This is a genomic window from Allobosea sp. GW821-FHT09G06 (assembly GCF_059416005.1).
Window position 1 is genome coordinate 242,521 of sequence record NZ_JBWKOI010000002.1, and the last position, 26,335, is coordinate 268,855.

Here is a 26,335-nt window from a genome sequence, read left to right on the forward strand (position 1 = left end):
GCATCCTGATGACCGCGCGCTGGGTGGTCGGCCACAAGGACGGCCGCCATCGTCTCTACGAGAATGGCGAGGTCGTCTTCGAGAACGGCGAGGTCGTCTTCGTCGGCCACGGCTTCCCGGGCGAAGTCAGCAGACGCATCGATTACGGCCATGCCCTGATCGGGCCGGGCTTCGTCGATTGCGATGCGCTCTCGGATCTCGACACCACGATCCTCGGCTACGACAACCAGCCGGCCTGGAAGAAGGGCCGCGTCTGGCCGCGCAGCTATCTCGAAGCCGGTCCCTACGAGATGTACACGCGCGAGGAATTGGCCTTCCAGAAGCGCTATGCCTTCTCCCAGTTGATCCGCAACGGCATCACCACCGCGCTGCCGATCGCCTCGCTGTTCTATCGCGCCTGGGGCGAGACGGTGCAGGAGTTCGAGGATGCGGCGGAAGCCGCCGCCGATCTCGGCATGCGCGCCTATCTCGGCCCGGCCTATCGCACCGGCAATCAGGTCGTCGAAAGCGACGGGCGCGTCGTCACCTATTACGAGGAAGACCGCGGCCTCGCCGAGCTCGATGCGGCGATCGATTTCGCCAGGCGCCATGAGGGCGTCGCCGGCGGCCTGATCCGCGCGATGTTCGCGCCGGACCGCATCGAGACCTCGACGGCCGAGCTTTTGCGCCGCACGGCGGCTGCCTCGCGCGAGTTCGACATCCCCGTCCGGCTCCATTGCTGCCAGTCGAAGATCGAGTACGACCTCGTCCTCGCCCAGCACGGCATGAGCCCGCCGGAATGGCTGGAGAGCCTTGGCTTCCTCAACGAGCGCTGCCTGTTGCCGCATGGCACCGTCGTCTCCGGCAGCCGCCTGATCGACCGCCCCGGCCGCGACCTTGAGATCATCCGCGATTCCGGCGCCAGCATCGTGCATTGCCCGCTCGTCTCGGGCCGGCACGGCGGCACCATCAATCATTTCGGCAGCTATCGCGCCATGGGCCTCAACATCGCCATGGGCACCGATACCGCGCCGCCCGACATGGTGATGAACATGCAGACCGGCATGATCCTCTCCCGCACCATGGCCGGCAATGTCGGCGCCGTGCGCTCCGAGGATTATTACGACGCGGCGACCCTCGGCGGCGCGAATGCTCTGCAACGGCCCGATCTCGGCCGCCTCCAGCCGGGCGCCCGCGCCGATATCACCGTCTTCGAATTCGACCGGCCGCATAGCGGTCAGGTCATCGATCCCATCCAGACGATGATGCTGACCGGCCATGGCCGCGACTTCGCGACCGTGGTGATCGACGGCCGCTTCGTCATGGAGAACCGGGCGATCCCCGGCCAGGACGAGGCCGCCGACAACGCCCGCGCCCAGAAGCAGTTCGAGGGCGTGATGGCGCGCTATCCCGAGCGCACGCTCGGCCACCCGCCGATGAGCGAGATCTTCTCGTCGAGCTACCCGATCGAACGCAGCGAGGCCTCTGCATGACCGCGCCCGCCGCCGCGCCTCTCCTGTCCGTCCGCGACCTGCGCATCGTCTTCGATGGCCGCCACGGCCCGTTGACCGCGCTGGACGGCGTCTCCTTCGACATCGCGCCGGGCGAGATCCTCGGCGTGGTCGGCGAATCCGGGGCCGGAAAGTCCCTGACCGGCACGGCGGTGATCGGCCTGCTCGATCCGCCGGGCCGTGTCGCCGGCGGCGAGATCCATCTCTCCGGCCAGCGCATCGACAACCTGCCGGCGGAGCAGATGCGCAAGCTGCGCGGCCGGCGCATCGGCGCGATCTTCCAGGACCCGCTGACCTCGCTGCATCCTTTGCTCAAGGTCGGCGACCAGCTCGTCGAGACCATCCTGACCCATCTGCCGGTCAGCCGGGCGGAGGCGCGCAAGCGCGCGCTCGACCTGCTCAAGGAGGTCGGTATCCCCGCCGCCGAGACGCGGATCGACCATTTCCCGCATCAGTTCTCCGGCGGCATGCGCCAGCGCGTCGTCATCGCGCTCGCGCTCTGCGCCGAGCCCTCGCTGATCATCGCCGATGAGCCGACGACCGCGCTCGACGTCTCGATCCAGGCGCAGATCACCACCTTGCTGAAGCGGCTTTGTCGCGAGCACGGCACGGCGATCATGCTGGTCACCCATGACATGGGCGTGATCGCCGAGACCGCTGACCGGGTTGCGGTGATGTATGCCGGCCGCATCGTCGAGATCGGCCCGGTCCAGGAGGTGACGCGCCGGCCGAGCCACCCTTATACCGCCGGCTTGATGGCCTCGATCCCGAGCGTCCATGTCCGGCACGAGCATCTCAACCAGATCGACGGCGCTATGCCGCGCCTCAATGCCATCCCGCCGGGCTGCGCCTTCAACCCGCGCTGCGGCCGGGCGGAGGATTTCTGCCGCGAGCACAAGCCCGGCCTGCCCTTGGCCGGGCATGCTGCCGCCTGCCATTTTCCCCTGAAGGAGGCGGCCCATGCTTGAGCAGGTTTCGACGCTCGCTCCCGCCCAAGCCGCCGGCGACGACATCATCCTCGATGTCGAGGCGGCCTGCTGCCGCTTCGACGTCTCGGCGCCGGCCCTGTCGCGGCTGTTCTCGAAGGAGCCGCGACGCATCCTGCGCGCGGTCGAGAGCGTCTCCTTCACGGTCAGGCGCGGCACCACCTACAGCATCGTCGGCGAATCCGGCTGCGGGAAGTCGACGCTCGCCCGCATGGTCGTCGGCCTCCAGCGGCCGACCGAGGGCAAGCTCAGCTTCCGCGACATCCGCCGCGCCGACGGCACCATCGGCCCGCCGCGCGTGCAGATGATCTTCCAGGACCCTTATGCCTCGCTCAATCCGCGCTGGCGTGTTGGCGACATCATCGCGGAACCGATCCGCGAGCTGAACCTGCGCGCCGACGAGGCGGCCATCCAGCAGCGCGTCGGAGACCTGCTCGAAGTGGTCGGCCTGTCGCGCACCGATGCGAGCCGCTATCCGCACGCCTTCTCCGGCGGCCAGCGCCAGCGCATCTCGATTGCGCGCGCTCTCGCGACCGAGGCGGACTTCCTCGTTTGCGACGAGCCGACTTCGGCGCTCGACGTCTCCGTGCAGGCGCAGATCCTCAACCTGATGGTCCGGCTGCAGAAGGAATTCGGGCTGACCTATCTCTTCATCAGCCACAATCTCTCGGTCGTCCGGCACATGTCGGACGATCTCGCGATCATGTATCTCGGCCGCTTCGTCGAGGCGGGTCCGGCCGAGCAGGTCTTCACCCGGCCGCAGCACCCCTATACCCGCCTGCTGCTCGACACGATCCCCGATGTCGAGCGCCCGAACCGGGAACGCCGGCCGATGTCGGGCGAGGTGCCGAGCCCGATCAGCCCGCCGGCCGGTTGCACCTTCAACCCGCGCTGCGCCCAGGCCGCCGACCGCTGCCGCGTCGACCGCCCGGAGTTGCGCAAGCTCGGCGAGGTCAGCGTCTCCTGCCACTTCGCCTGAGGCGGGGCGTTCTGGTTACGCTCGGAACCGCTTCGTCATCCCGGGCTTGCCCCGGGATCCATCGGAGGGCTCCGAAGCTCTACGATGGATCCCGGATCGGCGCCGCTTCGCGGCTTGTCCGGGATGACGCGTTGTGTCCGTCAGAGATCGTCAGCCTCAATCGGCCAGCGTCGCTTCCAGCGTGATCGGCGCCTTGAACAGCTTGGAAAGCGGGCAGCCGGCCTTGGCCTTGTCGGCCAGGGACTGGAAGGTCGCCTGGTCGGCGCCAGGTACCTTGCCCTTCAGCGTCAGGTGGATCGCGGTGATCGCGTAGCCGTCGTCGAGCTTGTCGAGCGTCACGCGCGCGGTGGTGTCGAGCGCATCGGCCTTGAGATTGGCTTCTCCCAGGATGAGCGAGAGCGCCATGGTGAAGCAGGCGGCATGCGCGGCGCCGATCAGCTCCTCGGGGTTGCTGCCGGGCTTGCCTTCGAAGCGGCTGGCAAAGCCGTAAGGGTAGGCGTCGAGCGCCTTGGTCTCGGTCGAGATCGTGCCCTTGCCGTCCTTGATGCCGCCCTCCCAATGGGCCGCGCCGGTCTTGTTGATCGCCATGATGCTGTCTCCCGTTCTGGTTGGATCGGTACTTTGCGGCTGGAACGCTACCCTTTGACAACGGTCCAGCGCGAGTCCGGTTCATCGTGACGACAAAGGCTCTGAATTGCCCTAAGGTCATCGCTCCGAACGCTGGAGGCTGTCATGACCGCATTCAACGCCGTTCGTTTCAAGGTGAAGCCGGGGATGGAGACCGCCTTCCTCGACGCTCACAACAAGATCGCCGAGGACTGGCCGGGCCTGCGGCACGCCAACATCATCGCGGCCGGCGAGGGGCGCTACTGCATCATCGCGGAATGGGAGAGTTTCGAGGCGATGGTGGCGGCACGCCCGCAGATGATCGCCACGCTCAACAGCTTCCGCCATACGCTCGATGATCTCGGCAACGGGCTCGGCGTCACCGATCCGATCGCCGGGTCGGTTGCCGTCTCGCTGAAATAGGGCGCCGCTCGACAGCTTCGTTGCAAAAGCGGAAGGCCCGCACCGATCGCTCGATGCGGGCCCTCGGATTGGCCGGTGATCTCGCCGCTCAGCGGAACAGCGCCAGCGACTTCGACAGCGTGATCCAGACGCCCCAGGCGATCGGCAGGCCGACGACCGCCCAGGCGAGCAGGGCCGGGCCGTTGAAACCGCCCTTGCCGATGCCGTAGGAGCCGTAATGGGCCGTCGCGTCGACGCTCGCCGACCGCTTCTGGAGCGCTGCGACCTCGGCATCCTTCATGAACCATTTGGTCGCGACCGGGCGCACCAGCAGGTTGCAGAGGAAGCCGAGCACCAGCATGCCGGCGAGGATATACATGGTGCGGTCGTAGACCTGCGCACGCGGCACCCCGGCATTGATCTGCGCCTCGCGGATGTAGTTCACGACGACCGGGCCGATGATGCCGGCGGTCGACCACGCCGTCAGCAGGCGGCCATGGATGGCGCCGACGAACTGCGTGCCGAACATGTCGGCGAGATAGGCCGGGACCGTCGCGAAGCCGCCGCCATACATCGACAGGATGATGCAGAAAAAGCCGACGAAGAGCGCGAGCGATCCGGCATGCGCCGCCCAGGGCGAGAGCGCATAGAGCAGGATGCCGAGCCCGAAGAAGGTGGCATAGGTCAGCTTGCGCCCGAGCTTGTCCGAGAGCGAGGCCCAGAAGAAGCGCCCGACGATGTTGAACAGCGAGAGCAGGCCGACGAAGGCCGCCGCGATCGTGGCGATCTGCGTCTTCTGCCCGGCATCGAGCGCGGCGAAGCCGATCTCCGGCTTGCCGATCAGCGAGCCCGCGAAGATCTCCTGCAACATCGGCGAGGCCATGCCGAGCACGCCGATGCCGGCGGAGACGTTGAGGCAGAGCACGGCCCAGATCAGCCAGAACTGCTTGGTCTTGTGCGCGTTCTGGAGATGGACATGGCCGGAGGTGATCATCGCGTTCTGGGTCGCTGGCGGCGTCCAGCCCTCCGGGCGCCAGTTCGCCGGCGGCACGCGATAGCCGAAGGTGCCGGCCATCATGAAGACGAAATAGATCGCGGCCATCGCGACGAAGGTCTGCCAGACGCCGACCGAGGCGGGTGTCTTGAACGTGTTCATCAGCATGTCCGCCAGCGGCGAGCCGATCATCGCGCCGCCGCCGAAGCCCATGATCGCCATGCCGGTCGCCATGCCGCGCCGGTCCGGGAACCATTTCACCAGCGTCGAGACCGGCGAGATATAGCCGAGGCCGAGACCGATGCCGCCGATCACGCCGGAGCCCACCCACATCAGCCAGAGCTGGTGCGTGTAGATGCCCAGCGCCGAGATCAAGAGACCGCCGCACCAGCACAAGGTCGAGACGAAAGCCGCCTTGCGCGGTCCGACGCGCTCGAGCCAGCCGCCCCAGATCGCGGCCGAGGAGCCCAGGAAGACGAAGAACAGCGTGTACATCCAGCCGAGATCGGCGACCTTCCAGTCGCAGGCCGTGGTGAAGAGCGAGCCGATCAGGCCGACATCCGCCGCGCAGGCGACGGGCTTGGTGATGCCGATCGCCTGGCTCAGCGGCAGCCAGAACACCGAGAAGCCATAGGCCATGCCGATGCAGAGATGGATGCAGAGCGCGGCCGGTGGCACGAGCCAGCGGTTGAAGCCCGGCTTGGCGATAGTCCGTTCGCGGTCGAGCAGGCCGATGCCGCCCCCGACCTGTCCGATATCCTGTGCGACGCTCATTCCCGGTGTCCTTTCCCCAAAGCTTCGCCGTTCGGGCCGGGTAGGGTCCCAGCTCGCTTGTGTGTTCTCATCGCCGGCAGAACCGGCGTCTGGCTGCTAACCTCCGCGCCCCGGCCTGATCCGCGGCAGGGCTTGCCGCAGCAGGGGCGTGAGGTCCTCCGGCCGGTTGGCGAAAGCGGCGAGGAAGTCCCCGCGCATGCGTCCGGTCCAGAACTGGTTGATATGGTCGGCGACGGAAGCAGCCGCTTCCGCCTCCGGATAGGCCTTGAAGAAATCGGCGATCTGCCCGGCCATGCGCCGGAGCTTCTCGACGTTCTCGGCGTGGTGATCGGTGGTCAGGCCGGCCTCCGTCATCGGGCGATCGTCTCGGTTTCGGGCGCGAGCGCACCGGTGAAGACGATGCAGCCGTCGCGACGCGCCACGGCGGCGAGCGTCAGGCCGAGATGTCGGGCGCGCTCGATCGCGAGCGAGGTGGGCGCGGATATCGCAACCAGCGTGCCGGCGCCGAAGATCGCGGCCTTCTCGACCATTTCGAAGGAGGCACGGCTGGTGACGAGCAGGAAACCTTCGCCGGCATCGGCCCCGGCGCGGAGCCGGGCGCCGATCAGCTTGTCGAGCGCATTGTGGCGGCCGACATCCTCGCGCACGGCCAGGATCGCGCCGGAGGCATCGCACCAGGCGGCGCCATGGACTGCGCGGGTGAGCTGGTTCAGCGGCTGATGCTTGTCGAGCGCCGCGAGCGCGGCCTCGATCGCCGATGCGGAGACGGCACGCGAAGCCCGCGCCGCCGCATCGGCCATCGGGATCTCCTCGATGGTCTCGACCCCGCAGAGTCCGCAGGAGGTGCGGCCCGAGAGATTGCGCCGCCGCGCCAGGTGCTCGCGGAAGCGGCCGGGCGCGAGCTCGACCGTGACGATGACCCCTTCGTCCTTCGGCTCGACGCTGACAGATCGGATTTCGTCCGCGCCGCGCACGATGCCTTCGGTCAGGCTGAATCCGGCAACGAAATCCTCCAGATCGGACGGGCTCGCCATCATCACCGCATAGGGCATGTTGCCGTAGACGATGTTGATCGGCGTCTCGACCGCGACCTCGATCTCGCGCGCATCCGCCCGTTCCGCGCCGAAGCGCAGCGGCTGCGCCGTGACGGCGGCCGAAGCCGGCGGCTGGGCTTCGCGGTTATTCCGCGGCATCGGGCAGGCGCTCCGCGATCCGGCGCAAGGTCACATCCTCCTCGAAATTCTTCTCCTGCCAGGCCGACCAGGCATTGGTGCGGCGAACCTCGACGGCGGTGACCTTGTATTCCGGGCAGTTCGTCGCCCAGTCCGAATAATCGGTGGTGATGACGTTGGCGCCGGTCTTGGCATGGTGGAAGGTCGTGTAGACCACGCCCGGCTGCATGCGCTCGGAGATCACGGCCCGGAGCGCGATGTCGCCCGAGCGGCTGGCGAGCGCCACGAGATCGCCGTCGCGGATGCCGCGGCTCTCGGCGTCGAAGGCATGGATCTCCAGCACGTCCTCGTCATGCCAGGCGCCGTTCTCGGTGCGCCGGGTCTGCGCGCCGACATTGTATTGCGAGAGGATACGGCCGGTGGTGAGCAGCAACGGGAAGCGCGGCCCCGTCCGCTCGTCGGTCGGGACGTATTCGGTGATCATGAACTTGCCCTTGCCGCGCACGAAGCGGTCGACATGCATCAGGGGCGTGCCGGTCGGCGCCTTGTCGTTGCAGGGCCACTGCACCGAGCCGAGCTTGTCGAGCTTGTCGTAGGAGACGCCGGCGAAGCTCGGCGTCAGCCGCGCGATCTCGTCCATGATCTCGCTGGGATGGCTGTAGCTCATCTCGTAGCCGAGCGCGCGGGCCAGGTCGATCGTGACCTGCCACTCGTCCTTGCCGGCGAGCGGCGCCATCACTTGCCGCACGCGGTTGATGCGCCGCTCGGCATTGGTGAAGGTGCCGTCCTTCTCCAGGAAGGAGGCGCCCGGCAGGAAGACATGGGCGTATTTCGCCGTCTCGTTCAGGAAGATGTCCTGGATGACGACGCATTCCATCGAGGCGAGGCCCGCCGTGACATGCTTGGTGTTCGGGTCGGACTGGGCGATGTCCTCGCCCTGGACATAGAGGCCCTTGAAGGTGCCGCCGACCGCCTCGTCCAGCATGTTGGTGATGCGCAGGCCCTGTTCGGGATCGAGCGGCACGCCCCAGAGCATCTCGAAGACCTGCCGGGTCGAGTCGTCGGAGACGTGGCGATAGCCCGAGAATTCGTGCGGGAAAGAGCCCATGTCGCAGGAGCCCTGGACATTGTTCTGCCCGCGCAGCGGATTGATGCCGACGCCGTCGCGCCCGATATTACCGGTCGCCATGGCGAGGTTGGCCATCGCCATCACCGTGGTCGAGCCCTGGCTGTGTTCGGTGACGCCGAGCCCGTAATAGATCGCGCCATTGCCGCCGGTGGCATAGAGCCGCGCCGCGGCGCGCACATCCGCCGCCGGCACGCCGGTATATTGTTCGCTCGCCTCCGGCGAATTCTCCTCGCGGGCGACGAAGCGGGCCCAGTGCTCGAAATCGCCGAGATCGCAGCGCTCGCGCACATAGGCCTCGTCGATCAGCCCCTCGGTGACGACGACATGGCTGAGCGCATTGAGCAGCGCGACATTGGTGCCGGGCCTCAGCGGCAGATGGTAATCCGCCTTCACATGCGGGGACTGCACCATGTCGATCTTGCGGGGATCGGCGACGATCAGGCGGGCGCCCTCGCGGATGCGCTTCTTCATGCGCGAGGCGAAGACCGGGTGGCCGTCGGTCGGGTTGGCGCCGATGACGAGGATGACGTCGGATTTGGCGACGGATTTGAAATCCTGCGTGCCGGCCGAGGTGCCGAGCGTCGTCCGCAGGCCATAGCCGGTCGGTGAGTGACAGACGCGGGCGCAGGTATCGACATTGTTGTTGCGGAAGGCGGCGCGGACCAGCTTCTGGACGAGGAAGACCTCCTCGTTGGTGCAGCGCGACGAGGTGATGGCGCCGACGGACTCTCGGCCGTACTTCGCCTGGATGCGCTTGAACTCGCTCGCGGCGTAGGTGATCGCCTCTTCCCATGACACTTCGCGCCACGGGTCCGTGATCTTCGCCCGGATCATCGGCTTGGTCATGCGGTCGGTATGGGTGGCATAGCCCCAGGCGAAGCGGCCCTTGACGCAGCTATGGCCCTCGTTCGCCTTGCCGTCCTTGTAGGGCACCATGCGGATGACGCGGTCGCCCTGCATCTCCGCCTTGAACGAGCAGCCGACGCCGCAATAGGCGCAGGTCGTGACCACCGAATGCTCGGGCTGGCCATGCTCGATGACCTTGTTCTCCATCAGCGTCGCCGTCGGGCAGGCCTGCACGCAGGCGCCGCAGGAGACGCATTCGGATCCCAGGAAATCGGTCGGTCCCGCCGCGACGCGCGAGTCGAAGCCGCGGCCGGTGATCGTCAGCGCGAAGGTGCCCTGCACCTCCTCGCAGGCCCGCACACAACGATTGCAGACGATGCATTTCGACGGGTCGTAGGTGAAATAGGGGTTGGAGGTGTCCTTCGCGAGCCAGTTCTCGTTGACCGCGCCGTCCTTGCCCTTGGCGAAGACGTGGTTCTCGCCCTCATAGCCGTAGCGCACCTCGCGCAGGCCCACCGCGCCGGCCATGTCCTGCAATTCGCAATCGCCATTGGCCGAACAGGTCAGGCAGTCCAGCGGATGGTCGGAGATGTAGAGCTCCATCACGCCCTTGCGCAGGCCGGAGAGGTTCTCCGACTGGGTGCGGACGATCATGCCGTCTTCCGCCGGCGTGGTGCAGGAAGCGGGCGTGCCGCGCCGCCCCTCGATCTCGACGAGGCAGAGCCGGCAGGAGCCGAAGGGTTCGAGCGAGTCGGTGGCGCAAAGCTTGGGGATCTTGGTGCCCAGGCTCATCGCCGCCGCCATCACCGAGGTGCCGGCCGGCACCGTGACGCTCTGGCCGTCGATAGTCAGCGTCACCGTCTTCTCGGAAAGCCGGATCGGCGTGCCGTAGTCGATTTCCTTGATCAGGCTCATCGTGGCCTCCTCACTCGGCTGCCATTGGCAGCGGAGGACGGTCGAAATCCTCGGGGAAATGGTTCAGCGCGCTCAGCACCGGCATGGGGGTAAGGCCCCCCATCGCGCAGAGGGAGGCATCGGTCATCAGCTTCGAGAGATCGCGCAGCACGGCGATGTTCTTGGGAACTTCGGTGCCGGCGATGATGCGGTCCATAGTTTCGACGCCGCGCGTCGCGCCGATGCGGCAGGGCGTGCACTTGCCGCAGCTTTCCTTGGCGCAGAATTCGAAGGCGAAGCGGGCCTGCCTGGCCATGTCGACGCTGTCGTCGAACACGACGATGCCGCCATGGCCGAGCATGGCGCGCATCGCGGCGAGCGCCTCGTAATCCATCTGCACGTCGAGCTGCCCGGCCGTGAGGTAGGCGCCGAGCGGCCCGCCGACCTGCACGGCCCGGATCGGCCGGCCCGAGAGCGTGCCGCCGCCCATATCCTCGATGATCTCGCGCAACGAGATGCCGAAGGCGAGCTCGATCAGCCCGCCGCGCCTGACATTGCCGCCGAGCTGGATCGGCAGCGTGCCGCGCGAGCGGCCCATGCCGTAATCGGCATAGGCCTGGGCGCCATAATCCATGATCCACGGCACGGCGGCGAAGGAGAGCACGTTGTTGACGACGGTCGGCTTGCCGAAGAGCCCTTGCAAGGCCGGCAGCGGCGGCTTGGCCCGGACGATGGCGCGCTTGCCTTCGAGGCTTTCGAGAAGCGAGGTCTCCTCGCCGCAGATATAGGCGCCTGCGCCGAGCCGCACTTCCAGATGAAAAGCGTGCTGCGAGCCCAGCACCGAGGCGCCGATCAATCCCGCGGCCTCAGCCTTCAGGATCGCGCGCTGAAGCGTGCGATGGGCATGCGGATATTCCGAGCGCAGGTAGATGTAGCCGCGCGTCGCCCCGACTGCGATCGCAGCGATCGCCATGCCCTCGATCACGAGATAGGGGTCGCCTTCGAACAGCATGCGGTCGGCGAAGGTGCCGCTATCGCCCTCGTCGGCATTGCAGACGATGTATTTCTGCTCCGCCCTGGCGTCGTGGACCGTCTTCCACTTGATGCCGGTGGGGAAGCCGGCGCCGCCGCGTCCGCGCAGGCCCGATGCCTTCACCGCCTCGACGATCTCGCCGCCGGTAAGGCCAAGCGCCGCTTCCAGCCCCTTGAACCCGCCATGGGCCCGGTAGTCTGCGATCGAAAGCGGATCGATGACGCCGACGCGCTCGAAGGTGAGGCGTTGCTGGCGCTTCATCCAGTCGAGCTCTTCGGTCTTGCCGAGGCGCAAGCCATGCGCGCCGCCCGTGACGAGGCCGGCATCGAAAAGCGAGGGCACGTCCTTGGCCGCGACCGGCCCATAGGCGATCCGGCCCTCGTTCGCCTCGACCTCGACCATCGGCTCCAGCCAGAGCATGCCGCGCGAGCCGTTGCGGACGATCTCGACGGAAAGGCCGCGCGCCGCCGCTTCGTTGGTAATGGCCTGCGCAACGGCCTCCGCGCCGACCGACAGGGCGGCGGCGTCGATGGGAACGAAAATCCGGACCGGGTTGGCGCTCATGAATGCGCCCTTCCGTGCTGGCAGAGCCCGGCGATGCGGGCTGCATCGACGCGTCCGATCAGCTCGCCATCGACCAGGGCCGAGGGCCCGAGCGCGCAATTGCCGAGACAATACACCGTTTCGACGATGGCGTCGCCGGCATGGTGATCGTCGACCGCGATGCCATGCGTGCGGGCGAGGTCATCGACGACCGTTTCGCAGCCCAAAGCCTGGCAGGCTTCCGCCCGGCAGAGCTTGACGATGCGGGCCGGCTGCGGGGCGGTCTTGAAGTCGTGATAGAAGGAGATCGCGCCATGGACCTCGGCGCGCGACAGGTTCAGTACCTCCGCGATCAATGGCACGGCTTGCGGATCGACATAGCCGAACTCGTCCTGCAGGGCGTGCAGCATCGGCAGCGTGGCGCCTTCCAGATGCGCCAGCCCCGCGACGATCATGCGTGCGCTGTCCTGATTCCAGGCCGGATAAGCCGCCATCTTTCCTCCATAGGCCCGGTTCGCCGGACGCTCGTTAAGGGGAGGGTGGTTGAAACTGGAATGATTTCAAATCGTTTCTTTCGAAGGCGTGATAGATTTTAACTATCAATATACGCGATGAGAGGCCGCTATCGCTCCATGGCCAGCGCGTCACGCCTCGAAAATTTCGTGATGGGGTCGTTTTGCGCCGCACAATGCTGTGCTGCTTCTAAGACGATAGACGAACTCTATCGTACGATCGGGCGCCGCGGCAGCCGCGCATCGGTCACCGGCTTCGTCATCATCAGGAGGTTGCGCGCGAGCGGCGCCACCGGCTGACGGTCCGCCACGATCAGCCCGATCGTCCGCTGTGCCTCCGGCTCGACCAGCGATAGCGCCTTGGTGCCGAGCGGCACGCCGAAGAACTCCAGCAATTGCAGCGAGACGATGCTGGCGATGCCCTGGATGCCGGCATGCGAACAGAGGTTGAAGATCGAGTTGGTCTCGATGGACGGGCGCGGCGCGGTGCCGACCGAGCGGAAGATGCCGTCGATGATGCGCCGGTTCTGCATGTCGCCGGTGAGCAGGCAGAGCTTCTGCTCGGCCGCCTCGACCCAGGAGATGGTGTCGCGCGCGCCGAGCGGCCCGTCCTCGCGCGTCAGCAGCACATAGGATTCCTGGTAGATCGGTTTGGAGATCACCCGGTCGAGCGGTTCGTTGTCGAGATAGGTCAGGCCGACATCGAGCTCGAAATTGTCGATCCGCTCCTGGATTTCCTGCGAGGTCAGCGAGAGCACGGTCAGCGACACCGCCGGATAGCGCTCCGAGAACGGCGCGGTGATATGGGCGATCATCGGCAGCGCCGTTGGGATCGCGCCGAGCCGGACGCGACCCGAGACGCCTTCGCGCAGTTCGGCGATCGAATCCTTCATCACCTCGGCCTCGGCCAGGATGCGGCGGGCATGGGCGAGCACGACCTCGCCCTCCTTGGTGAAGCCCTGGAAGCGCCGCCCGCGCTCCACGATCATCACGCCGAGCTCCTCCTCGAGCTGCACGATCGCGGCCGAGAGTGTCGGCTGCGAGACATGGCAGGCCTCGGCCGCGCGGCGGAAATGCTTCTCGCGGGCGAGCGCATCGAGATAGACCAGCTGGCGAATGATCATGGCATCGTTTCGGCCGCGGCCGGTGTCGCCGCGCGCCCGAGCATCGGCAGCTTGCGCGGGCGATGCAAGCGCGGCGGTTGCATTCCTGCAAACAGGCTGTTGCTGGCAGGGCAACGCCTGGAGAATTGCGCTGCGGCAATCCCGACCCTAATTCCCGGAAGCCGGGATGGCCGGCAGGCAAAGGGTCGCTCTGCGGCCTCGGGATGATCATGGCACAGGAACTGGAATTCGGGCTCGACACCTTCGGCGACGTCACCAATGGAGCGGATGGCAAGCCGCTGCCGCATGCGCAGGTGATCCGCAATCTTGTCGACGAAGCCGTCCTGGCCGATCAGGTCGGCATCGATTTCATCGGTGTCGGCGAGCATCACCGCGCCGATTTCGCGGTGTCCTCGCCGGAGACGGTGCTGGCCGGCATGGCCACGCGCACCAGCCGGATCAAGCTCGGCTCGGCCGTGACCGTGCTGAGCTCGGACGATCCGATCCGCGTCTTCCAGCGTTTCGCGACCGTCGATGCGCTCTCGAACGGCCGCGCCGAGGTCATCCTCGGCCGGGGGTCCTTCACCGAGTCCTTCCCGCTCTTCGGCCTCGACCTGCGGGATTACGAGAAGCTGTTCGAGGAGAAGCTCGACCTCTTCGCCGGCCTGCTGCCGCAGGAGCCCCTGACCTGGCAGGGCTCGATCCGCCCGCCGCTCAAGGACCAGCTGGTCTATCCTCCGATCGAGCATGGTCCGCTCAAGACCTGGATCGGCGTCGGCGGCAGCCCGGAATCGGTGGTGCGCGCGGTGCGCTACGACCTGCCCCTGATGCTTGCCATCATCGGCGGCGATCCGCTGCGCTTCAAGCCATTCGTGGACTTGTACCACCGCGCCTATGGCCAGATCGGCAAGCCGGCCAAGCCCGTCGGCGTGCATTCGCCGGGCTATGTCGCGGCGACCGACGAGCAGGCCAAGGAAGAGTTCTTCCCGGCCTACAAGCAGATGCGCGATCGCATTGGCTCTGAGCGCGGCTGGCCGCCGATGGGCCGTGACGAGTTCGAGCAGGAGGTCGCGCGCGGCTCGCTCTATCTCGGCTCGCCCGAGACGGTGGCCCGCAAGATCGCCGCGACGGCGAAGGGCCTGGGCATCGCCCGGTTCCAGCTCAAGTACAGCGCCGGCCCGCTGGAGCACGAGAAGGCGATGGAGTGCATCCGGCTCTACGGCGAGAAGGTCGTGCCGCTGGTGCGGGAGATGCTGGGATAGAGCGTTGACAGAGGCCGTCATTCTCGGGCGGAGCGAAGCGGAGACCCGAGAATCTCAGGCCGGTGAGGCTGAAGAAGCCTCTTTCGGCAGGAGATGCTCGGGTCAAGCCTGAGCATGACGGCCTGCTTACCCCACCACCTTCAGCGGATCGACCGACAGCGTCCGCTTCAGCGCCCTTAGCCCGAAGGTCGTCCGCGTCTGCCTGACCCCCGGAATGCGGTAGATCGTTCCGCGCAGGAAGCGCTCGTAATGGTCGGTGCCGCTGACCACGACCTTGGCGAGATAGTCGTATTCGCCGGTGACGAGATGCGCCTCGACCACCTCCGGCGCGCGGCTCAGTGCCTCGCCGCATTGGTCGAGCACCTTGTCGTCATGCTTGTCGAGGGTGATCTCGACGAAGACGATGTTGTTGTAGCCCAGCGCCTTGTGGTCGAGCAGGGCGACATATTTCTCGATCGCGCCGGATTCCTCCAGCCGTTTCACCCGCGTCCAGCAGGGCGAGGGCGAGAGCCCGACCTTTTCGGCCAGGGCCTGTGTCGTCAGCCGCCCGTCATCCCGCAACGCAGCGAGAATCTTGCGATCGATCAGATCGAGAGCAGGACCGTTCTGGCTCTTTTTGTTCATCGGACGATCATTCTGAAAATGATGACAGGTGCGGGAATTTCTTCTGCCTGATTTCGCCATTGCCCGCAAATTCGGAATGAACCTCCGAACCGTCCCCGCTAGCGTTGGTTGCAAGGGGAACGATCGCCGGCCGGCTGTGCGTCCCGCCGCATCACGAGGAGCGCGAGAGGGCGCTTGCGGGATGCGCGCGAAGGCGGAATGCTGGTGGCGTCAGGGATGGAGGCGCTCATGAGCAGCGACAAGTCAGGCCAGGCGCCGGCAGCAACCCAGCCACTGCAGTTCCATGTCCCCAAACCGGCGAGCCGACCCGGCGAGAAGCCGGACTTTTCCCATGTCGTGATCCCGAAGGCGGGCTCCGTGGCACGCCCGCCGGTCAATGTCGATCCCAAGGACATCCGCGACCTCGCTTACTCGATCATCCGCGTGCTCGATCGCGAGGGCGAGGCGGTCGGCCCCTGGGTGCCCGATCTCTCGCAGGAGGACCTGATCCGCGGCCTGCGCCACATGATGACGCTGCGCACCTTCGACGGGCGCATGCAGATGGCGCAGCGACAGGGCAAGACCTCGTTCTACATGCAGCACACCGGCGAGGAGGCGGTGTCCTGCGCCTTCCGCATCGCGCTCCAGCCCGGCGACATGAATTTCCCGACCTATCGCCAGGCGGGCCTGCTGATCGCGAACGATTATCCGCTCGTCGATATGATGAACCAGATCTACTCGAACGAGCGCGACCCGATGAAGGGCCGGCAATTGCCGGTGATGTACTCCTCCAAGGAGCACGGCTTCTTTTCGATCTCCGGCAACCTCGCGACGCAATATGTCCAGGCCGTCGGCTGGGCGATGGCCTCGGCGATCAAGAACGACACCCGCATCGCCGCCGCCTGGATCGGCGACGGCTCGACCGCGGAATCGGATTTCCACGCCGCGCTCGTCTTTGCCTCGACCTACAAGGCGCCGGTCGTGCTCAACGTCGTCAACAACCAGTGGGCGATCTCGACCTTCCAGGGCATCGCGCGCGGCGGCTCCGGCACCTTCGCGGCGCGCGGCCTTGGCTTCGGCATTCCGGCCTTGCGCGTCGACGGCAACGACTACCTCGCGGTCTATGCGGTCGCGCAATGGGCGGTCGAGCGCGCCCGCCGCAATCTGGGTCCCACGCTGGTCGAATACGTCACCTATCGCGCCGGCGCCCATTCCACCTCGGACGACCCCTCCGCCTATCGCCCCAAGCACGAATCCGACGATTGGCCTCTGGGCGACCCGCTGATCCGGCTGAAGCAGCATCTGATCGCGGTCGGTGCCTGGTCGGAGGAACGCCACAAGCAGGCGGAGGCCGAGATCCTCGCCACCGTCATCGCGGCGCAGAAGGAGGCCGAGAGCTTCGGCACGCTGCATTCCGGCGGCAAGCCCTCGGCGCGCGACATCTTCGAGGACGTCTATGCCGAGCTGCCGCCGCATCTGCGCCGCCAGCGCCAGCAGATCGGAGTCTGACCCGATGGCACGCATGACGATGATCGAGGCGATCCGCTCCGCCATGGACGTCTCCATGGGCCGCGACGATGATGTCGTGGTTTTCGGCGAGGATGTCGGCTTCTTCGGCGGCGTCTTCCGCTGCACCCACGGTTTGCAGCAGAAATACGGGATGTCCCGCTGCTTCGATGCGCCGATCAGCGAGGCCGGCATCGTCGGCACGGCGATCGGCATGGCCTCCTACGGCCTCAAGCCCTGCATCGAGATCCAGTTCGCCGACTACATGTATCCGGCCTATGACCAGATCGTCTCGGAGGCGGCACGCCTGCGCTACCGCTCGGCTGGCGATTTCACTTGCCCGCTGGTGATCCGCATGCCGACCGGCGGCGGCATCTTCGGCGGCCAGACCCATAGCCAGAGCCCGGAAGCGCTCTTCACCCATGTCGCGGGCCTGAAGACGATCGTCCCGTCCAACCCCTATGACGCCAAGGGCTTGCTGATCGCGGCGATCGAGGACCCGGACCCGGTGATCTTCCTGGAGCCGAAGCGGCTCTATAACGGCCCCTTCGACGGCCATCACGATCGCCCGGTCACGGCCTGGTCGAAGCATGAACTCGCCGAGGTGCCGGAAGGCCATTACACCGTGCCGCTCGGCAAGGCCGTGACGCGGCGCGAGGGCTCCGCCGTCACCATCCTCGCCTATGGCACCATGGTCCATGTCGCGCTGGCGGCCGCCGAGGATACCGGTATCGACGCGGAGGTCATCGACCTGCGCACGCTCGTTCCGCTCGATCTCGAAGCCATCCTCGCCTCGGTCCAGAAGACCGGGCGCTGCATCGTGCTGCACGAGGCGACGCTGACCTCAGGCTTCGGCGGTGAGCTTGCGGCGCTGGTGCAGGAACACTGCTTCTACCATCTGGAGGCGCCGGTCATGCGCGTCACCGGCTGGGACACGCCCTATCCGCATGCGCAGGAATGGGACTATTTCCCCGGCCCCGCCCGCCTCGGACAGGCGCTGCTAGATATCATGGAGGCACGCTGATGGCCGAGCGCATCATCAAGCTGCCGGATGTCGGCGAGGGCATCGCGGAAGCCGAGCTCGTCGAGTGGCACGTCAAGGTCGGCGACATCGTCCGCGAGGACGACCTGCTCGCCGCCGTGATGACCGACAAGGCGACGGTGGAGATTCCCTCGCCCGTCGAGGGCGAGGTCACCTGGGTTGGGGCCGAGGTCGGCGACACTGTCGCGATCGGTTCGGCCATCGTGAAGCTGAAGGTCGCGGGCGATAGTGCCGCGGTCGAAGAGCCAGCCGAGGAAGCGCCTGCGGAAAAGCCGGCTCCTGTCGCCGCGCCGGCCAAGGCCGAGAAACCTGCGGCGCCTTCCGCTCCCGCCAAGCCGGCTGCGCCGCCTCAGCCAGCCCCCAAGCTCGTGCGCGCCAGCGCTCCCGCCCAGCGCCGCGCGCCGGGCGAGAAGCCGCTGGCTTCGCCGGCGGTCCGCCTGAAGGCCCGCGAGGCCGGGGTCGACTTGCGCCAGGTCCAGGGCACCGGCCCTGCCGGTCGCGTCACCCATCAGGATATCGACGCCTTCCTGCTGCGCGGCCCCGAGCCGGTTCGTGGCGGCGGGCTCGTCGAGCAGAGCGCCGTCACCGAGGTCAAGGTCGTCGGCCTGCGCCGCCGCATCGCCGAGAAGATGGCGCTGTCGAAATCGCGCATCCCGCACATCACCATCGTCGAGGAGATCAACGTCTCGCCGCTGGAGGACCTGCGCGCGACGCTGAACAAGAAGCCGACGCCGGAGCGGCCGAAGCTGACGCTGCTGCCCTTCCTGATGCGCGCGATGGTCAAGGCGCTCGCCGAGCAGCCGGCGCTGAACGCGCTCTATGACGACGATGCCGGCATCGTGCGCCAGCATGCCGCGATCAATATCGGCATCGCCACGCAGACGCCGACCGGCCTGATCGTGCCGGTGGTCAAGCATGCCGAAGCGCGCGATCTCTGGGGCTGCGGCATCGAACTCGCCCGCCTCGCCGAGCGCGGCCGCGACGGCACCGCGACGCGCGACGAACTGACCGGCTCGACCATCACCATCACGTCGCTCGGCGCGCTCGGCGGCATCGCGACGACGCCGGTGATCAACTATCCGGAAGTCGCCATCGTCGGCGTCAACAAGATGGTCGTGCGCCCGGTCTGGGACGGTACCACCTTCGTGCCGCGCAAGATGATGAACCTCTCCTCCAGCTTCGATCACCGCGTCATCGACGGCTGGGACGCTGCCGTCTTCGTGCAGCGGCTGAAGGAACTGCTGGAGAATCCGGCCACGCTCTTCGTGGACATCTGAGGAGCGTGCCATGACCGAGATCACCTGCAAGCTCCTCGTCATCGGCGCCGGCCCCGGCGGTTATGTCTGCGCCATCCGCGCCGGCCAGCTCGGCATCGACACCGTCATCGTCGAGAGCACCAAGCTCGGCGGTTCCTGCCTCAATGTCGGCTGCATCCCCTCCAAGGCGATGATCCATGTCGCCGAGGAGTTCGAGAAGGCGGCGGAAGCCGCTGCCGGCAAGACGCCCTTCGGCCTGACCGCCGCCGAGCCGAAGCTCGACTTGAAACAGGCCGTGGCCTGGAAGGACGGCATCGTCCAGCGCCTCAACAACGGCGTCGCCGCTCTGCTGCGCAAGGCCAAGGTCAAGATCGTCCATGGCCGCGCCCATTTCCGCGACGGCAAGACCGTTGTGGTCGAGACCGAGACCGGTCCGAAGACGATCCAGGCCGAGGCCATCGTCATCGCGACCGGCTCGGCCCCGGTCGAACTGTCCTTCCTCCCCTTCGGCGGCAACGTGATCTCCTCGACCGGCGCGCTGGCGCTGACGGAGGTTCCGAAGCGCCTCGTCGTGGTTGGCGGCGGCTATATCGGGCTGGAACTCGGCACCGCCTTCGCCAAGCTCGGTGCCAAGGTCACCGTCGTCGAGGCGCAGGACAAGATCCTGCCGCTCTACGATGCCGAATTGACCGGTCCGATCTCGAAGCGCCTGACTGCGCTCGGCGTCGAGGTGCTCACCGGCGCCAAGGCGCTCGGCCCGACACCCAAGGGCGACGGCCTGCGTATCGAGACGGCCGATGGCAAGGAGCGCAGCCTGCCGGCCGACAAGATATTGGTCACGGTCGGCCGCAAGCCGGTCACCGACGGTCTCGGGCTCGAAAACCTCGTGCTCGACATGGATGGCCGCTTCATCCGCATCGGCGAGCGTTGCGAGACGGCGATGCGCGGCATCTACGCCATCGGCGACGTCACCGGAGAGCCGATGCTGGCGCATCGCGCCATGGCGCAGGGCGAGATGGTGGCGGAGATCGTCGCCGGCCTGCCGCGCGCCTGGGACAAGCGCGGCATCGCGGCGATCTGCTTCACCGATCCCGAGATCGTCTCGGTGGGCCTCTCGCCCGACGAGGCCAAGCGCGCGGGCCATGAACTCAAGATCGGCCAGTTCCCCTTCGCCGCCAATGGCCGGGCCATGACCCGTCATGCCGAGGCCGGCTTCGTGCGCGTCGTCGCGCAGGCGGGCAGCGAACTCGTGCTGGGCATCCAGGCGGTCGGACAGGGCGTCTCGGAATTGTCGGCGGCCTTCGGGCTCGCGATCGAGATGGGCGCGACGCTGCAGGACATCGCCGGCACGATCCACGCCCATCCCACGCTGGGCGAGGCCTTCCCGGAAGCGGCGATGAAGGCGCTGGGCCACGCGCTGCATATTTGAGCGTTGCCCTGGCACAGAATTTCGGGCCTGCCAGTTTTCTGCGGAACTACGGTGTCATCCCGGGCTTGCCCCGGGATCCATCGTAAAGCTCCGCACCCTCCGATGGATCCCGGATCGGCGCGGCTTCGCCGCTTGTCCGGGATGACGGCGCGGTTCCGTGCAGTATCCGTGGGATGGCGTCCAAGGCGCCGCGACCGATCCGCGCAGGCAGCCGGCTATGATGCATACAATCTTGACATTGTCTGCATCGAGCGCGATCTGAAGGGCGACGCCGAACGAACGGCGCCGTCCTGAGGAGACATTCCATGTCCGGCGAGCACTGGCCGCCACTCTCTCCGCTCAAGACCGGCCTGCGCGGCCGCTGCCCGCGCTGCGGGCAGGGCAAGATGTTCGAGGGTTTCCTGAAGCTGAAGCCGAAATGCGAGAATTGCGGCCTGGATTATGCCTTCGCCGATCCGGCGGATGGACCGGCCTTCTTCGTGATGATGTTCCTCTGCATCCCGGCGGTGGCTTTCCCGCTCTGGCTGGAACTGGCCTACAACCCGCCGACCTGGGTCCATCTGGTCACGACGCTGCCGCTGATCCTGCTGACCTGCATTCCGCCCTTGCAGCCGCTCAAGGGCTGGCTGGTCGCCTCGCAATATTTCCACAAGGCGGAGGAAGGCCGGCTCGCCCGCCCGGTGCCGCAGGAGAAGCCGCTCGCTTCGAACTGAGGCGGTGCGCTCAGCGCTCCGCCCGGATCAGCCCGGCGAGCAGGCCAAGAGCTTCCGCCAATCGCGCCCGCTCCGGGATCGCGCCGAGCGCGATCCTGATGGCGTCAGGTGCCGCATCGTCCGTGCTGAAAGCGTCCGCTGCCATCACGCCGAGTCCGGCCTCGCGGGCGCGTTCGATCAATCGGTCGCGCTCCCAATGTGCGGGCAGGGGCTGCCAGACATGCAGGGCATGCGGATGGGCCTGCATCGTCGCCGGCAGAATCTCCCGCGCCAGCAATTGCCGTTCGGCCGCCTCGCGCCGCACGCCGTCCAACAGGTCTTTCGCGGCTCCGATCCTGATCCAATGCGCGGCAAGCGCCGTCATCAGAGGCGCAGGCATGAGCGCGGTTGCCCGCAACGCAGCGAGGAACGGAGCGCCGTCGGCTCCCTCTGGCGTCACCACGAAAGCCGTGCGCAGGCCGGGGGTCAGCACCTTCGACAAGGTCGCGACATGCCATGTCCGCTCCGGCGCCAGGGCCGCGAGAGGGGCGGGCGCATCGCCTGCGAGCAGGCTATAGGGATCGTCCTCGATCAGGATGAGATCGCGGTACCGGGCGACGGCAACGAGATCCTGCCGGCGCCGTTCCGGAATGGTGATGCAGGTCGGATTCTGGAGTGTCGGCGTCAGGGCGAATAGTTTTGCGCTATGCCGGCTCGCGGCCTCGTCGAGCGCGTCAGGCAACGGACCGTCGGCATCGCTCGCGACGGGCGCGATCGTCAGTCCACGCTGCCGCGCCGCACCGATCAGGCCGGGATAGGTCAGCGGCTCCATCAGGATCGTGTCGCCGGGCCGTGCCAGCAGCGAGAGCAGGGCGGTGAGCCCGGTCTGGGCGCCCGGCACCACGGCGATCCGTTGCGGCGGAACCGCACCCATCAGCGGTGCGAGCCAGGCCGCGCCGGCAGCGCGCTCGGCGAGCGAGCCGGCCCCGCCATGATAGTTCATCAACTGGTCGGCATCGCTACGCGCCAGGATTTCGGCGATGCCGCGCTGCATCAACTCGCCCAGCCGCAGGCCCTTCGGCGCTGGCGGAATGGTCATGCTGAGATCGAGCGGCGGCCCTTCCTGCTCCTGCCGCGCCGAGATGAAGGAGCCGCGCCCCGTCACCGCGTCGATCAAGCCGCGCTCGCGGGCCTCGCCGAAGGCGCGCGTCACCGTGGTGAGATCGACCGCGAGGTGCTCGGCCAATCGCCGTTGCGGCGGCAGGCGATCACCCGGCCGCAGCAGCCCGGTCGCGACGGCCCGTTCGAGCTGCGCGACGATCTGCAGATAGCGCGGCCCCGCCGCCGGATCGAGCCGGCCGGTCCAGTGGAGCGCGCCGTTGTCGACCATCGCCAAGCTGGTTTCCATACATTCGTTGGATTGTAGGTATCGCATAGCGCGGCCTGCGCGTTCGCGCCAGAGGCATGCCATCGCCGCCGGCCGCTTTCACGGAGATGCCGGTGGTGGCGAGCTTCCTCTCCTGTCATAGAGCGATTTCAGCCGGGACCGGAGACAGGGCATGGCACGCCTGCGCCTCGATGCGCTCGACCGCAAGATCATCGCGGAGTTGCAGATCAATTCACGCCTCTCGGTGCAGGATCTGGCCGAGCGGGTCGGCCTCTCTGCCTCGCCCTGCGCGCGCCGCATCCGCATCCTGGAAGAGGCCGGCGTCATCACCGGCTATGCCGCGATCATCGACCAGACCAAGGTCGGCCTGCCGATCAGCGTCTTTGTCTCGATCAAGCTGGAGCGCCAGCGCGAGGACGAGCTCGACCGGTTCTCGCAGGCCGTGGCGCGCTGGCCCGAGGTCGTCGATTGCTACCTGATGACCGGCCAGCGCGACTACCTGCTGCGCATCGTCGTGCGCGACCTGCCGGCCTATGAGCGCTTCCTCAAGGACAAGCTCACCCGCCTCGACGGCGTCGCCTCGATCGAGTCGAGCTTTGCGCTGGGGCAGGTGAAGCGCTCCAGCGCACTGCCCATCGCGGCGGTGCCGGAAGAGGATTGAGGCCAGGCCGACAGGGCGCGGAAACACGTCGTCATTCCGGGGCATCGCGCAGCGATGAGCCCGGAACCCATGAACACGACCTCTCCGTCATGGTCGGGCTTGTCCCGACCATTCACGTCTTCCTTTGTCGAGGGTAGTGTTCAAGACGTGGATGCTCGCCGCAAGGGCGAGCATGACGCTTTCTGGAAGGCCGTCATGTTCATGGGTTCCGGGCTCAGGCCTTCGGCCTGCCCCGGAATGACGGCTGCTCTCAGCGCTCCGCCGAAGCCGCCCAGATATTGATCCCGCCATCGACGGCATGCTTGTCGATCGCCGCCAGCTCCTCGGCGGAAAACTCCGGATTCTTCAGCGCCGCGACGCAATCCGTCACCTGCTCAGGCCGGCTCGCGCCGATCAGGGCGGAGGTGACGCGCCCGCCGCGCAGCACCCAGGCGATTGCCATCTGGGCAAGGCTCTGGCCGCGCGCTGCCGCGATCTCGTTCAGCGCCGCGATGCTCCTGAGATTGTCATCGCTCAGGAAGCCCTCGCGGAAGGAGGGCGCCTTCTTGTCGGCGCGGCTGCCGACTGGGACGCCCTTCAGGTACTTGTCGGTCAGCATGCCCTGCGCCAGCGGCGAGAACACGATCGAGCCGATGTCCTCGGCGTCGAGCGTGTCGAGCAGGCCGTCCTGCTCGATCCAGCGGTTGAGCATCGAATAGCTCGGCTGGTGGATCAGGCAGGGTGTGCCGAGCCGGCGCAGGATCGCGACCGCCTCCTGCGTGCGCTTCGCATTGTAGGAGGAGAGGCCGACATAAAGCGCCTTGCCCTGGCGCACGATGGCGTCGAGCGCGCCCATCGTCTCTTCCAGCGGCGTGTTCGGATCGAAGCGGTGCGAATAGAAGATATCGACATAGTCGAGTTTCATCCGCTTCAGGCTCTGGTCGAGGCTGGAGATCAGGTATTTGCGGCTGCCCCACTCGCCATAGGGGCCGGGCCACATCCGGTAGCCGGCCTTGGTCGAGATCACGAGCTCGTCGCGATAATCAGCGAAGTCCTGCTGGAGGATTTCGCCGAAGGCAGTCTCGGCCGAGCCGGGCGGGGGGCCGTAATTATTGGCGAGGTCGAAATGGGTGATGCCGAGATCGAAGGCGGTGCGGCAGATCTCGCGCATGTTGGCGTGGCTGCCGGTCTCGCCGAAATTCTGCCAGAGCCCGAGCGAGAGCGCCGGCAACTGCAATCCACTGCGACCGCAGCGGTTATAGCGCATCGCGTCATAGCGGTTCGGATTGACCATGGCCCTGAGCCTCTCAATCGATTGAAACGAGCTTAAAATGAAGGCCCGGTGACTTTTGGTCCACCGGGCCTCGTTGTCGTCAGATCGCTATCCGATCAGGCCGCGGCGTAACCGACCGTGCCCTTGATTTCGAGGAACTCCTCGAGGCCGAAATCGGCGTATTCGCGGCCGTTGCCGGACTGCTTGTAGCCGCCGAAGGGCGCGCCGGCGTCCCAGGCCGGATAGTTGATGTAGACATTGCCCGAGCGCATCTGCGAGGCGATCTTGCGGGCGCGGTCCTGCGAGCCGGACTGGACATAGGAAGCCAGGCCGTAAGGCGTGTCGTTGGCGCGCTCCACCACCTCATCGTCGCTCTTGTAGGGCAGGATCGACAGCACGGGGCCGAAGATCTCCTCGCGGGCGATCGTCATCTCGTCGGTCACGCCGCCGAACACGGTCGGGCGGACATAGTAGCCGCGGTTGAGGCCTTCCGGACGGCCCGTGCCGCCGGTGACCAGCGTCGCACCTTCCTTGATGCCGGCCTCGATCAGGCGCTGGATCTTCTCGTACTGGACCTCGCTGACGACCGGGCCGAGGAAGACGCCATCCGCCGAGGGAGCGCCGACCTTGAGCGGCTCGGCCACCTGCTTGGCGATGGCGAGGGCTTCCTCATGCAGCTTCTCCGGCACGAACATCCGGGTCGGCGCGTTGCAGGACTGGCCGGAGTTGCGCATCACGCTCTCGACGCCGAGCTTCACCGACTTCTTCAGGTCCGCATCATCCAGGATGATGTTGGCCGACTTGCCGCCGAGCTCCTGATGGACGCGCTTGACCGTGTCCGCCGCCGCCTTGGCGACGAGGATGCCGGCGCGCGTCGAGCCGGTGAAGGAGACCATATCGACGCCGGGATGGCGCGAGATGGCTTCACCGACCGTCGGGCCGTCGCCGTTGACGAGGTTGAACACGCCCTTCGGCACGCCGGCCTCCTCCATCGCTTCCGCGAAGATGATGGCGTTGAGCGGGGCGATCTCGGAAGGCTTCAGCACCATGGTGCAGCCGGCGGCGAGCGCGGGCGCGACCTTGCACATGATCTGGTTGAGCGGCCAGTTCCACGGCGTGATCATGCCGACGACGCCGATCGGCTCCTTGGCGATCAACGTGGTGCCGCGCAGCTCCTCGAACTCGAAGTTTTCGAGGGTCTCGATCATCTTGGCGAGATGGGCGGTGCCCATCGCGGCCTGTGCGCGGTGCGCCAGCTCCTTCGGCGCGCCCATCTCGCGCGACAGGATGTCGGCGATGGCGTCGTAGCGCTTCTTGTAGGCCTCGGCGAGGCGGCGCATCAGGGCGAGGCGCTCGGCCTTCGAGGTCTTGGCGAAGGCGGGGAAGGCGGCGCGGGCGGCGGCGACGGCCTTGTCGACATCGGCCTGCTCGCCGAGCGCGATCGTGGCGAAGACCTCTTCGTTCGACGGATCGATCACGCCGAGCGTGCGGCTGCCCGACGGCTTCACCCACTGGCCGTCGATATAGAATTCGAGCTCATGTGCCATGGTCTGGTTTCCTGCCTCGTCTTGGCTCGGAGCGCGAACAACCTGCCGGAAGCGGCCGGATATCGATGCCCCGAGCGGGAACTGTGGGTGTCCGACGCGAACGGGCGGCCTTGCGCGATCATGCATCGCCGGCCGCCACCAACGCTGTATCTGACGGGCACAACGTTAGGGGGCGGATGCGCGCCTGTCACGGGGCGCCGCGCCGCGTTGGCGGATGGCCGCCATGCAGCGGCGC

23 protein-coding genes are annotated in these 26,335 nt (G+C 67.0%); 11 read left to right on the top strand and 12 right to left on the bottom strand.

Going from position 1 to position 26,335, the window contains the following annotated elements; translation table 11 throughout:
• The first annotated feature begins 8 nt into the window (after window positions 1-8).
• Genes AC07NY_RS11315 through AC07NY_RS11325 form a run of 3 tightly spaced genes read left to right on the top strand, consistent with a single transcriptional unit; the run spans window position 9 to window position 3,455 of the window.
• Window positions 9-1,472 carry an amidohydrolase family protein gene (locus AC07NY_RS11315; RefSeq protein ID WP_494584668.1) on the top strand — a complete coding sequence of 488 codons (1,464 nt, stop codon included), beginning with the start codon at window positions 9-11 and terminating at the stop codon, window positions 1,470-1,472.
• Window positions 1,469-2,458: an ABC transporter ATP-binding protein gene (locus tag AC07NY_RS11320; RefSeq protein WP_492287594.1), complete on the top strand. Its 990-nt coding sequence runs from the start codon at window positions 1,469-1,471 to the stop codon at window positions 2,456-2,458. The genes AC07NY_RS11315 and AC07NY_RS11320 overlap by 4 nt, the downstream gene beginning before the upstream one ends.
• Window positions 2,451-3,455, top strand: coding sequence for an ABC transporter ATP-binding protein (locus tag AC07NY_RS11325; RefSeq protein WP_494583924.1), 1,005 nt, complete (start codon window positions 2,451-2,453; stop codon window positions 3,453-3,455). Before AC07NY_RS11320 ends, AC07NY_RS11325 begins: the two co-directional genes overlap by 8 nt.
• A gap of 156 nt (window positions 3,456-3,611) precedes the next feature.
• Here the strand turns inward: AC07NY_RS11325 and AC07NY_RS11330 are convergent, their stop codons facing one another.
• The gene (locus tag AC07NY_RS11330; protein WP_494583925.1) at window positions 3,612-4,043 is read right to left on the bottom strand and encodes an OsmC family protein; all 432 of its coding nucleotides are present in this window, start codon (window positions 4,041-4,043) and stop codon (window positions 3,612-3,614) included.
• A 144-nt stretch (window positions 4,044-4,187) separates the two neighbouring features.
• Here AC07NY_RS11330 and AC07NY_RS11335 point away from each other — a divergent pair, with 144 nt between their 5' ends.
• A complete protein-coding gene (locus tag AC07NY_RS11335) occupies window positions 4,188-4,484 on the top strand; it encodes an antibiotic biosynthesis monooxygenase family protein (protein ID WP_492287597.1) in 297 nt (98 codons plus the stop codon).
• Window positions 4,485-4,572: 88 nt separating this feature from the next.
• On the opposite strand, the gene AC07NY_RS11340 is transcribed toward AC07NY_RS11335, so the two are convergent.
• The 7 genes from AC07NY_RS11340 to AC07NY_RS11370 all read right to left on the bottom strand — a co-directional run bounded on the left by AC07NY_RS11340 (window position 4,573) and on the right by AC07NY_RS11370 (window position 13,484).
• On the bottom strand, window positions 4,573-6,231 hold the full coding sequence (locus AC07NY_RS11340; RefSeq protein ID WP_494583926.1) for an OFA family MFS transporter: 1,659 nt from the start codon (window positions 6,229-6,231) through the stop codon (window positions 4,573-4,575).
• A gap of 96 nt (window positions 6,232-6,327) precedes the next feature.
• Window positions 6,328-6,585 (bottom strand): formate dehydrogenase subunit delta, encoded by a 258-nt coding sequence (locus tag AC07NY_RS11345; protein ID WP_494583927.1) that lies wholly within the window; start codon window positions 6,583-6,585, stop codon window positions 6,328-6,330.
• Window positions 6,582-7,424: a formate dehydrogenase accessory sulfurtransferase FdhD gene (gene fdhD / locus AC07NY_RS11350; protein ID WP_494583928.1), complete on the bottom strand. Its 843-nt coding sequence runs from the start codon at window positions 7,422-7,424 to the stop codon at window positions 6,582-6,584. Before fdhD ends, AC07NY_RS11345 begins: the two co-directional genes overlap by 4 nt.
• Window positions 7,411-10,293, bottom strand: coding sequence for a formate dehydrogenase subunit alpha (gene fdhF, locus AC07NY_RS11355; protein WP_494583929.1), 2,883 nt, complete (start codon window positions 10,291-10,293; stop codon window positions 7,411-7,413). The genes fdhD and fdhF overlap by 14 nt, the downstream gene beginning before the upstream one ends.
• A 10-nt stretch (window positions 10,294-10,303) precedes the next feature.
• Window positions 10,304-11,869 (bottom strand): formate dehydrogenase beta subunit, encoded by a 1,566-nt coding sequence (locus tag AC07NY_RS11360; protein ID WP_494583930.1) that lies wholly within the window; start codon window positions 11,867-11,869, stop codon window positions 10,304-10,306.
• Window positions 11,866-12,342, bottom strand: a complete 477-nt coding sequence (locus AC07NY_RS11365) for an NAD(P)H-dependent oxidoreductase subunit E (RefSeq protein ID WP_494583931.1) — start codon at window positions 12,340-12,342, stop codon at window positions 11,866-11,868. The genes AC07NY_RS11360 and AC07NY_RS11365 overlap by 4 nt, the downstream gene beginning before the upstream one ends.
• 227 nt (window positions 12,343-12,569) lie before the next feature.
• Entirely contained in the window at window positions 12,570-13,484 is a 915-nt protein-coding gene (locus tag AC07NY_RS11370; protein ID WP_494583932.1) for a LysR family transcriptional regulator, read from the bottom strand.
• Between the two features lie 209 nt (window positions 13,485-13,693).
• Between AC07NY_RS11370 and AC07NY_RS11375 the strand changes: the two genes are divergently transcribed.
• A complete protein-coding gene (locus AC07NY_RS11375; protein WP_494583933.1) occupies window positions 13,694-14,725 on the top strand; it encodes an LLM class flavin-dependent oxidoreductase in 1,032 nt (343 codons plus the stop codon).
• A 126-nt stretch (window positions 14,726-14,851) separates the two neighbouring features.
• On the opposite strand, the gene AC07NY_RS11380 is transcribed toward AC07NY_RS11375, so the two are convergent.
• Complete coding sequence (locus AC07NY_RS11380) at window positions 14,852-15,349, bottom strand: Lrp/AsnC family transcriptional regulator (RefSeq protein ID WP_061968714.1); 498 nt, start codon at window positions 15,347-15,349, stop codon at window positions 14,852-14,854.
• 228 nt (window positions 15,350-15,577) lie between these two features.
• Here AC07NY_RS11380 and AC07NY_RS11385 point away from each other — a divergent pair, with 228 nt between their 5' ends.
• From AC07NY_RS11385 to AC07NY_RS11405, 5 genes are all read left to right on the top strand, one after another.
• Window positions 15,578-16,837: a thiamine pyrophosphate-dependent enzyme gene (locus AC07NY_RS11385; protein WP_494583934.1), complete on the top strand. Its 1,260-nt coding sequence runs from the start codon at window positions 15,578-15,580 to the stop codon at window positions 16,835-16,837.
• 4 nt (window positions 16,838-16,841) lie between these two features.
• Entirely contained in the window at window positions 16,842-17,858 is a 1,017-nt protein-coding gene (locus AC07NY_RS11390) for an alpha-ketoacid dehydrogenase subunit beta (RefSeq protein ID WP_494583935.1), read from the top strand.
• A complete protein-coding gene (locus tag AC07NY_RS11395) occupies window positions 17,858-19,153 on the top strand; it encodes a dihydrolipoamide acetyltransferase family protein (protein ID WP_494583936.1) in 1,296 nt (431 codons plus the stop codon). The genes AC07NY_RS11390 and AC07NY_RS11395 overlap by 1 nt, the downstream gene beginning before the upstream one ends.
• A 10-nt stretch (window positions 19,154-19,163) precedes the next feature.
• Entirely contained in the window at window positions 19,164-20,561 is a 1,398-nt protein-coding gene (gene lpdA, locus AC07NY_RS11400) for a dihydrolipoyl dehydrogenase (protein WP_494583937.1), read from the top strand.
• A gap of 305 nt (window positions 20,562-20,866) precedes the next feature.
• Window positions 20,867-21,274, top strand: a complete 408-nt coding sequence (locus AC07NY_RS11405) for a DUF983 domain-containing protein (RefSeq protein ID WP_492287612.1) — start codon at window positions 20,867-20,869, stop codon at window positions 21,272-21,274.
• A gap of 10 nt (window positions 21,275-21,284) precedes the next feature.
• On the opposite strand, the gene AC07NY_RS11410 is transcribed toward AC07NY_RS11405, so the two are convergent.
• The gene (locus tag AC07NY_RS11410; protein WP_494584669.1) at window positions 21,285-22,643 is read right to left on the bottom strand and encodes an aminotransferase-like domain-containing protein; all 1,359 of its coding nucleotides are present in this window, start codon (window positions 22,641-22,643) and stop codon (window positions 21,285-21,287) included.
• 169 nt (window positions 22,644-22,812) lie between these two features.
• Between AC07NY_RS11410 and AC07NY_RS11415 the strand changes: the two genes are divergently transcribed.
• Entirely contained in the window at window positions 22,813-23,301 is a 489-nt protein-coding gene (locus tag AC07NY_RS11415) for an Lrp/AsnC family transcriptional regulator (RefSeq protein ID WP_113587173.1), read from the top strand.
• 250 nt (window positions 23,302-23,551) lie between these two features.
• On the opposite strand, the gene mgrA is transcribed toward AC07NY_RS11415, so the two are convergent.
• Both mgrA and AC07NY_RS11425 read right to left on the bottom strand, forming a co-directional pair.
• Entirely contained in the window at window positions 23,552-24,574 is a 1,023-nt protein-coding gene (mgrA, locus tag AC07NY_RS11420) for an L-glyceraldehyde 3-phosphate reductase (RefSeq protein WP_494583938.1), read from the bottom strand.
• Between the two features lie 95 nt (window positions 24,575-24,669).
• On the bottom strand, window positions 24,670-26,100 hold the full coding sequence (locus AC07NY_RS11425) for an aldehyde dehydrogenase family protein (protein ID WP_494583939.1): 1,431 nt from the start codon (window positions 26,098-26,100) through the stop codon (window positions 24,670-24,672).
• Between the last annotated feature and the right edge of the window lie 235 nt (window positions 26,101-26,335).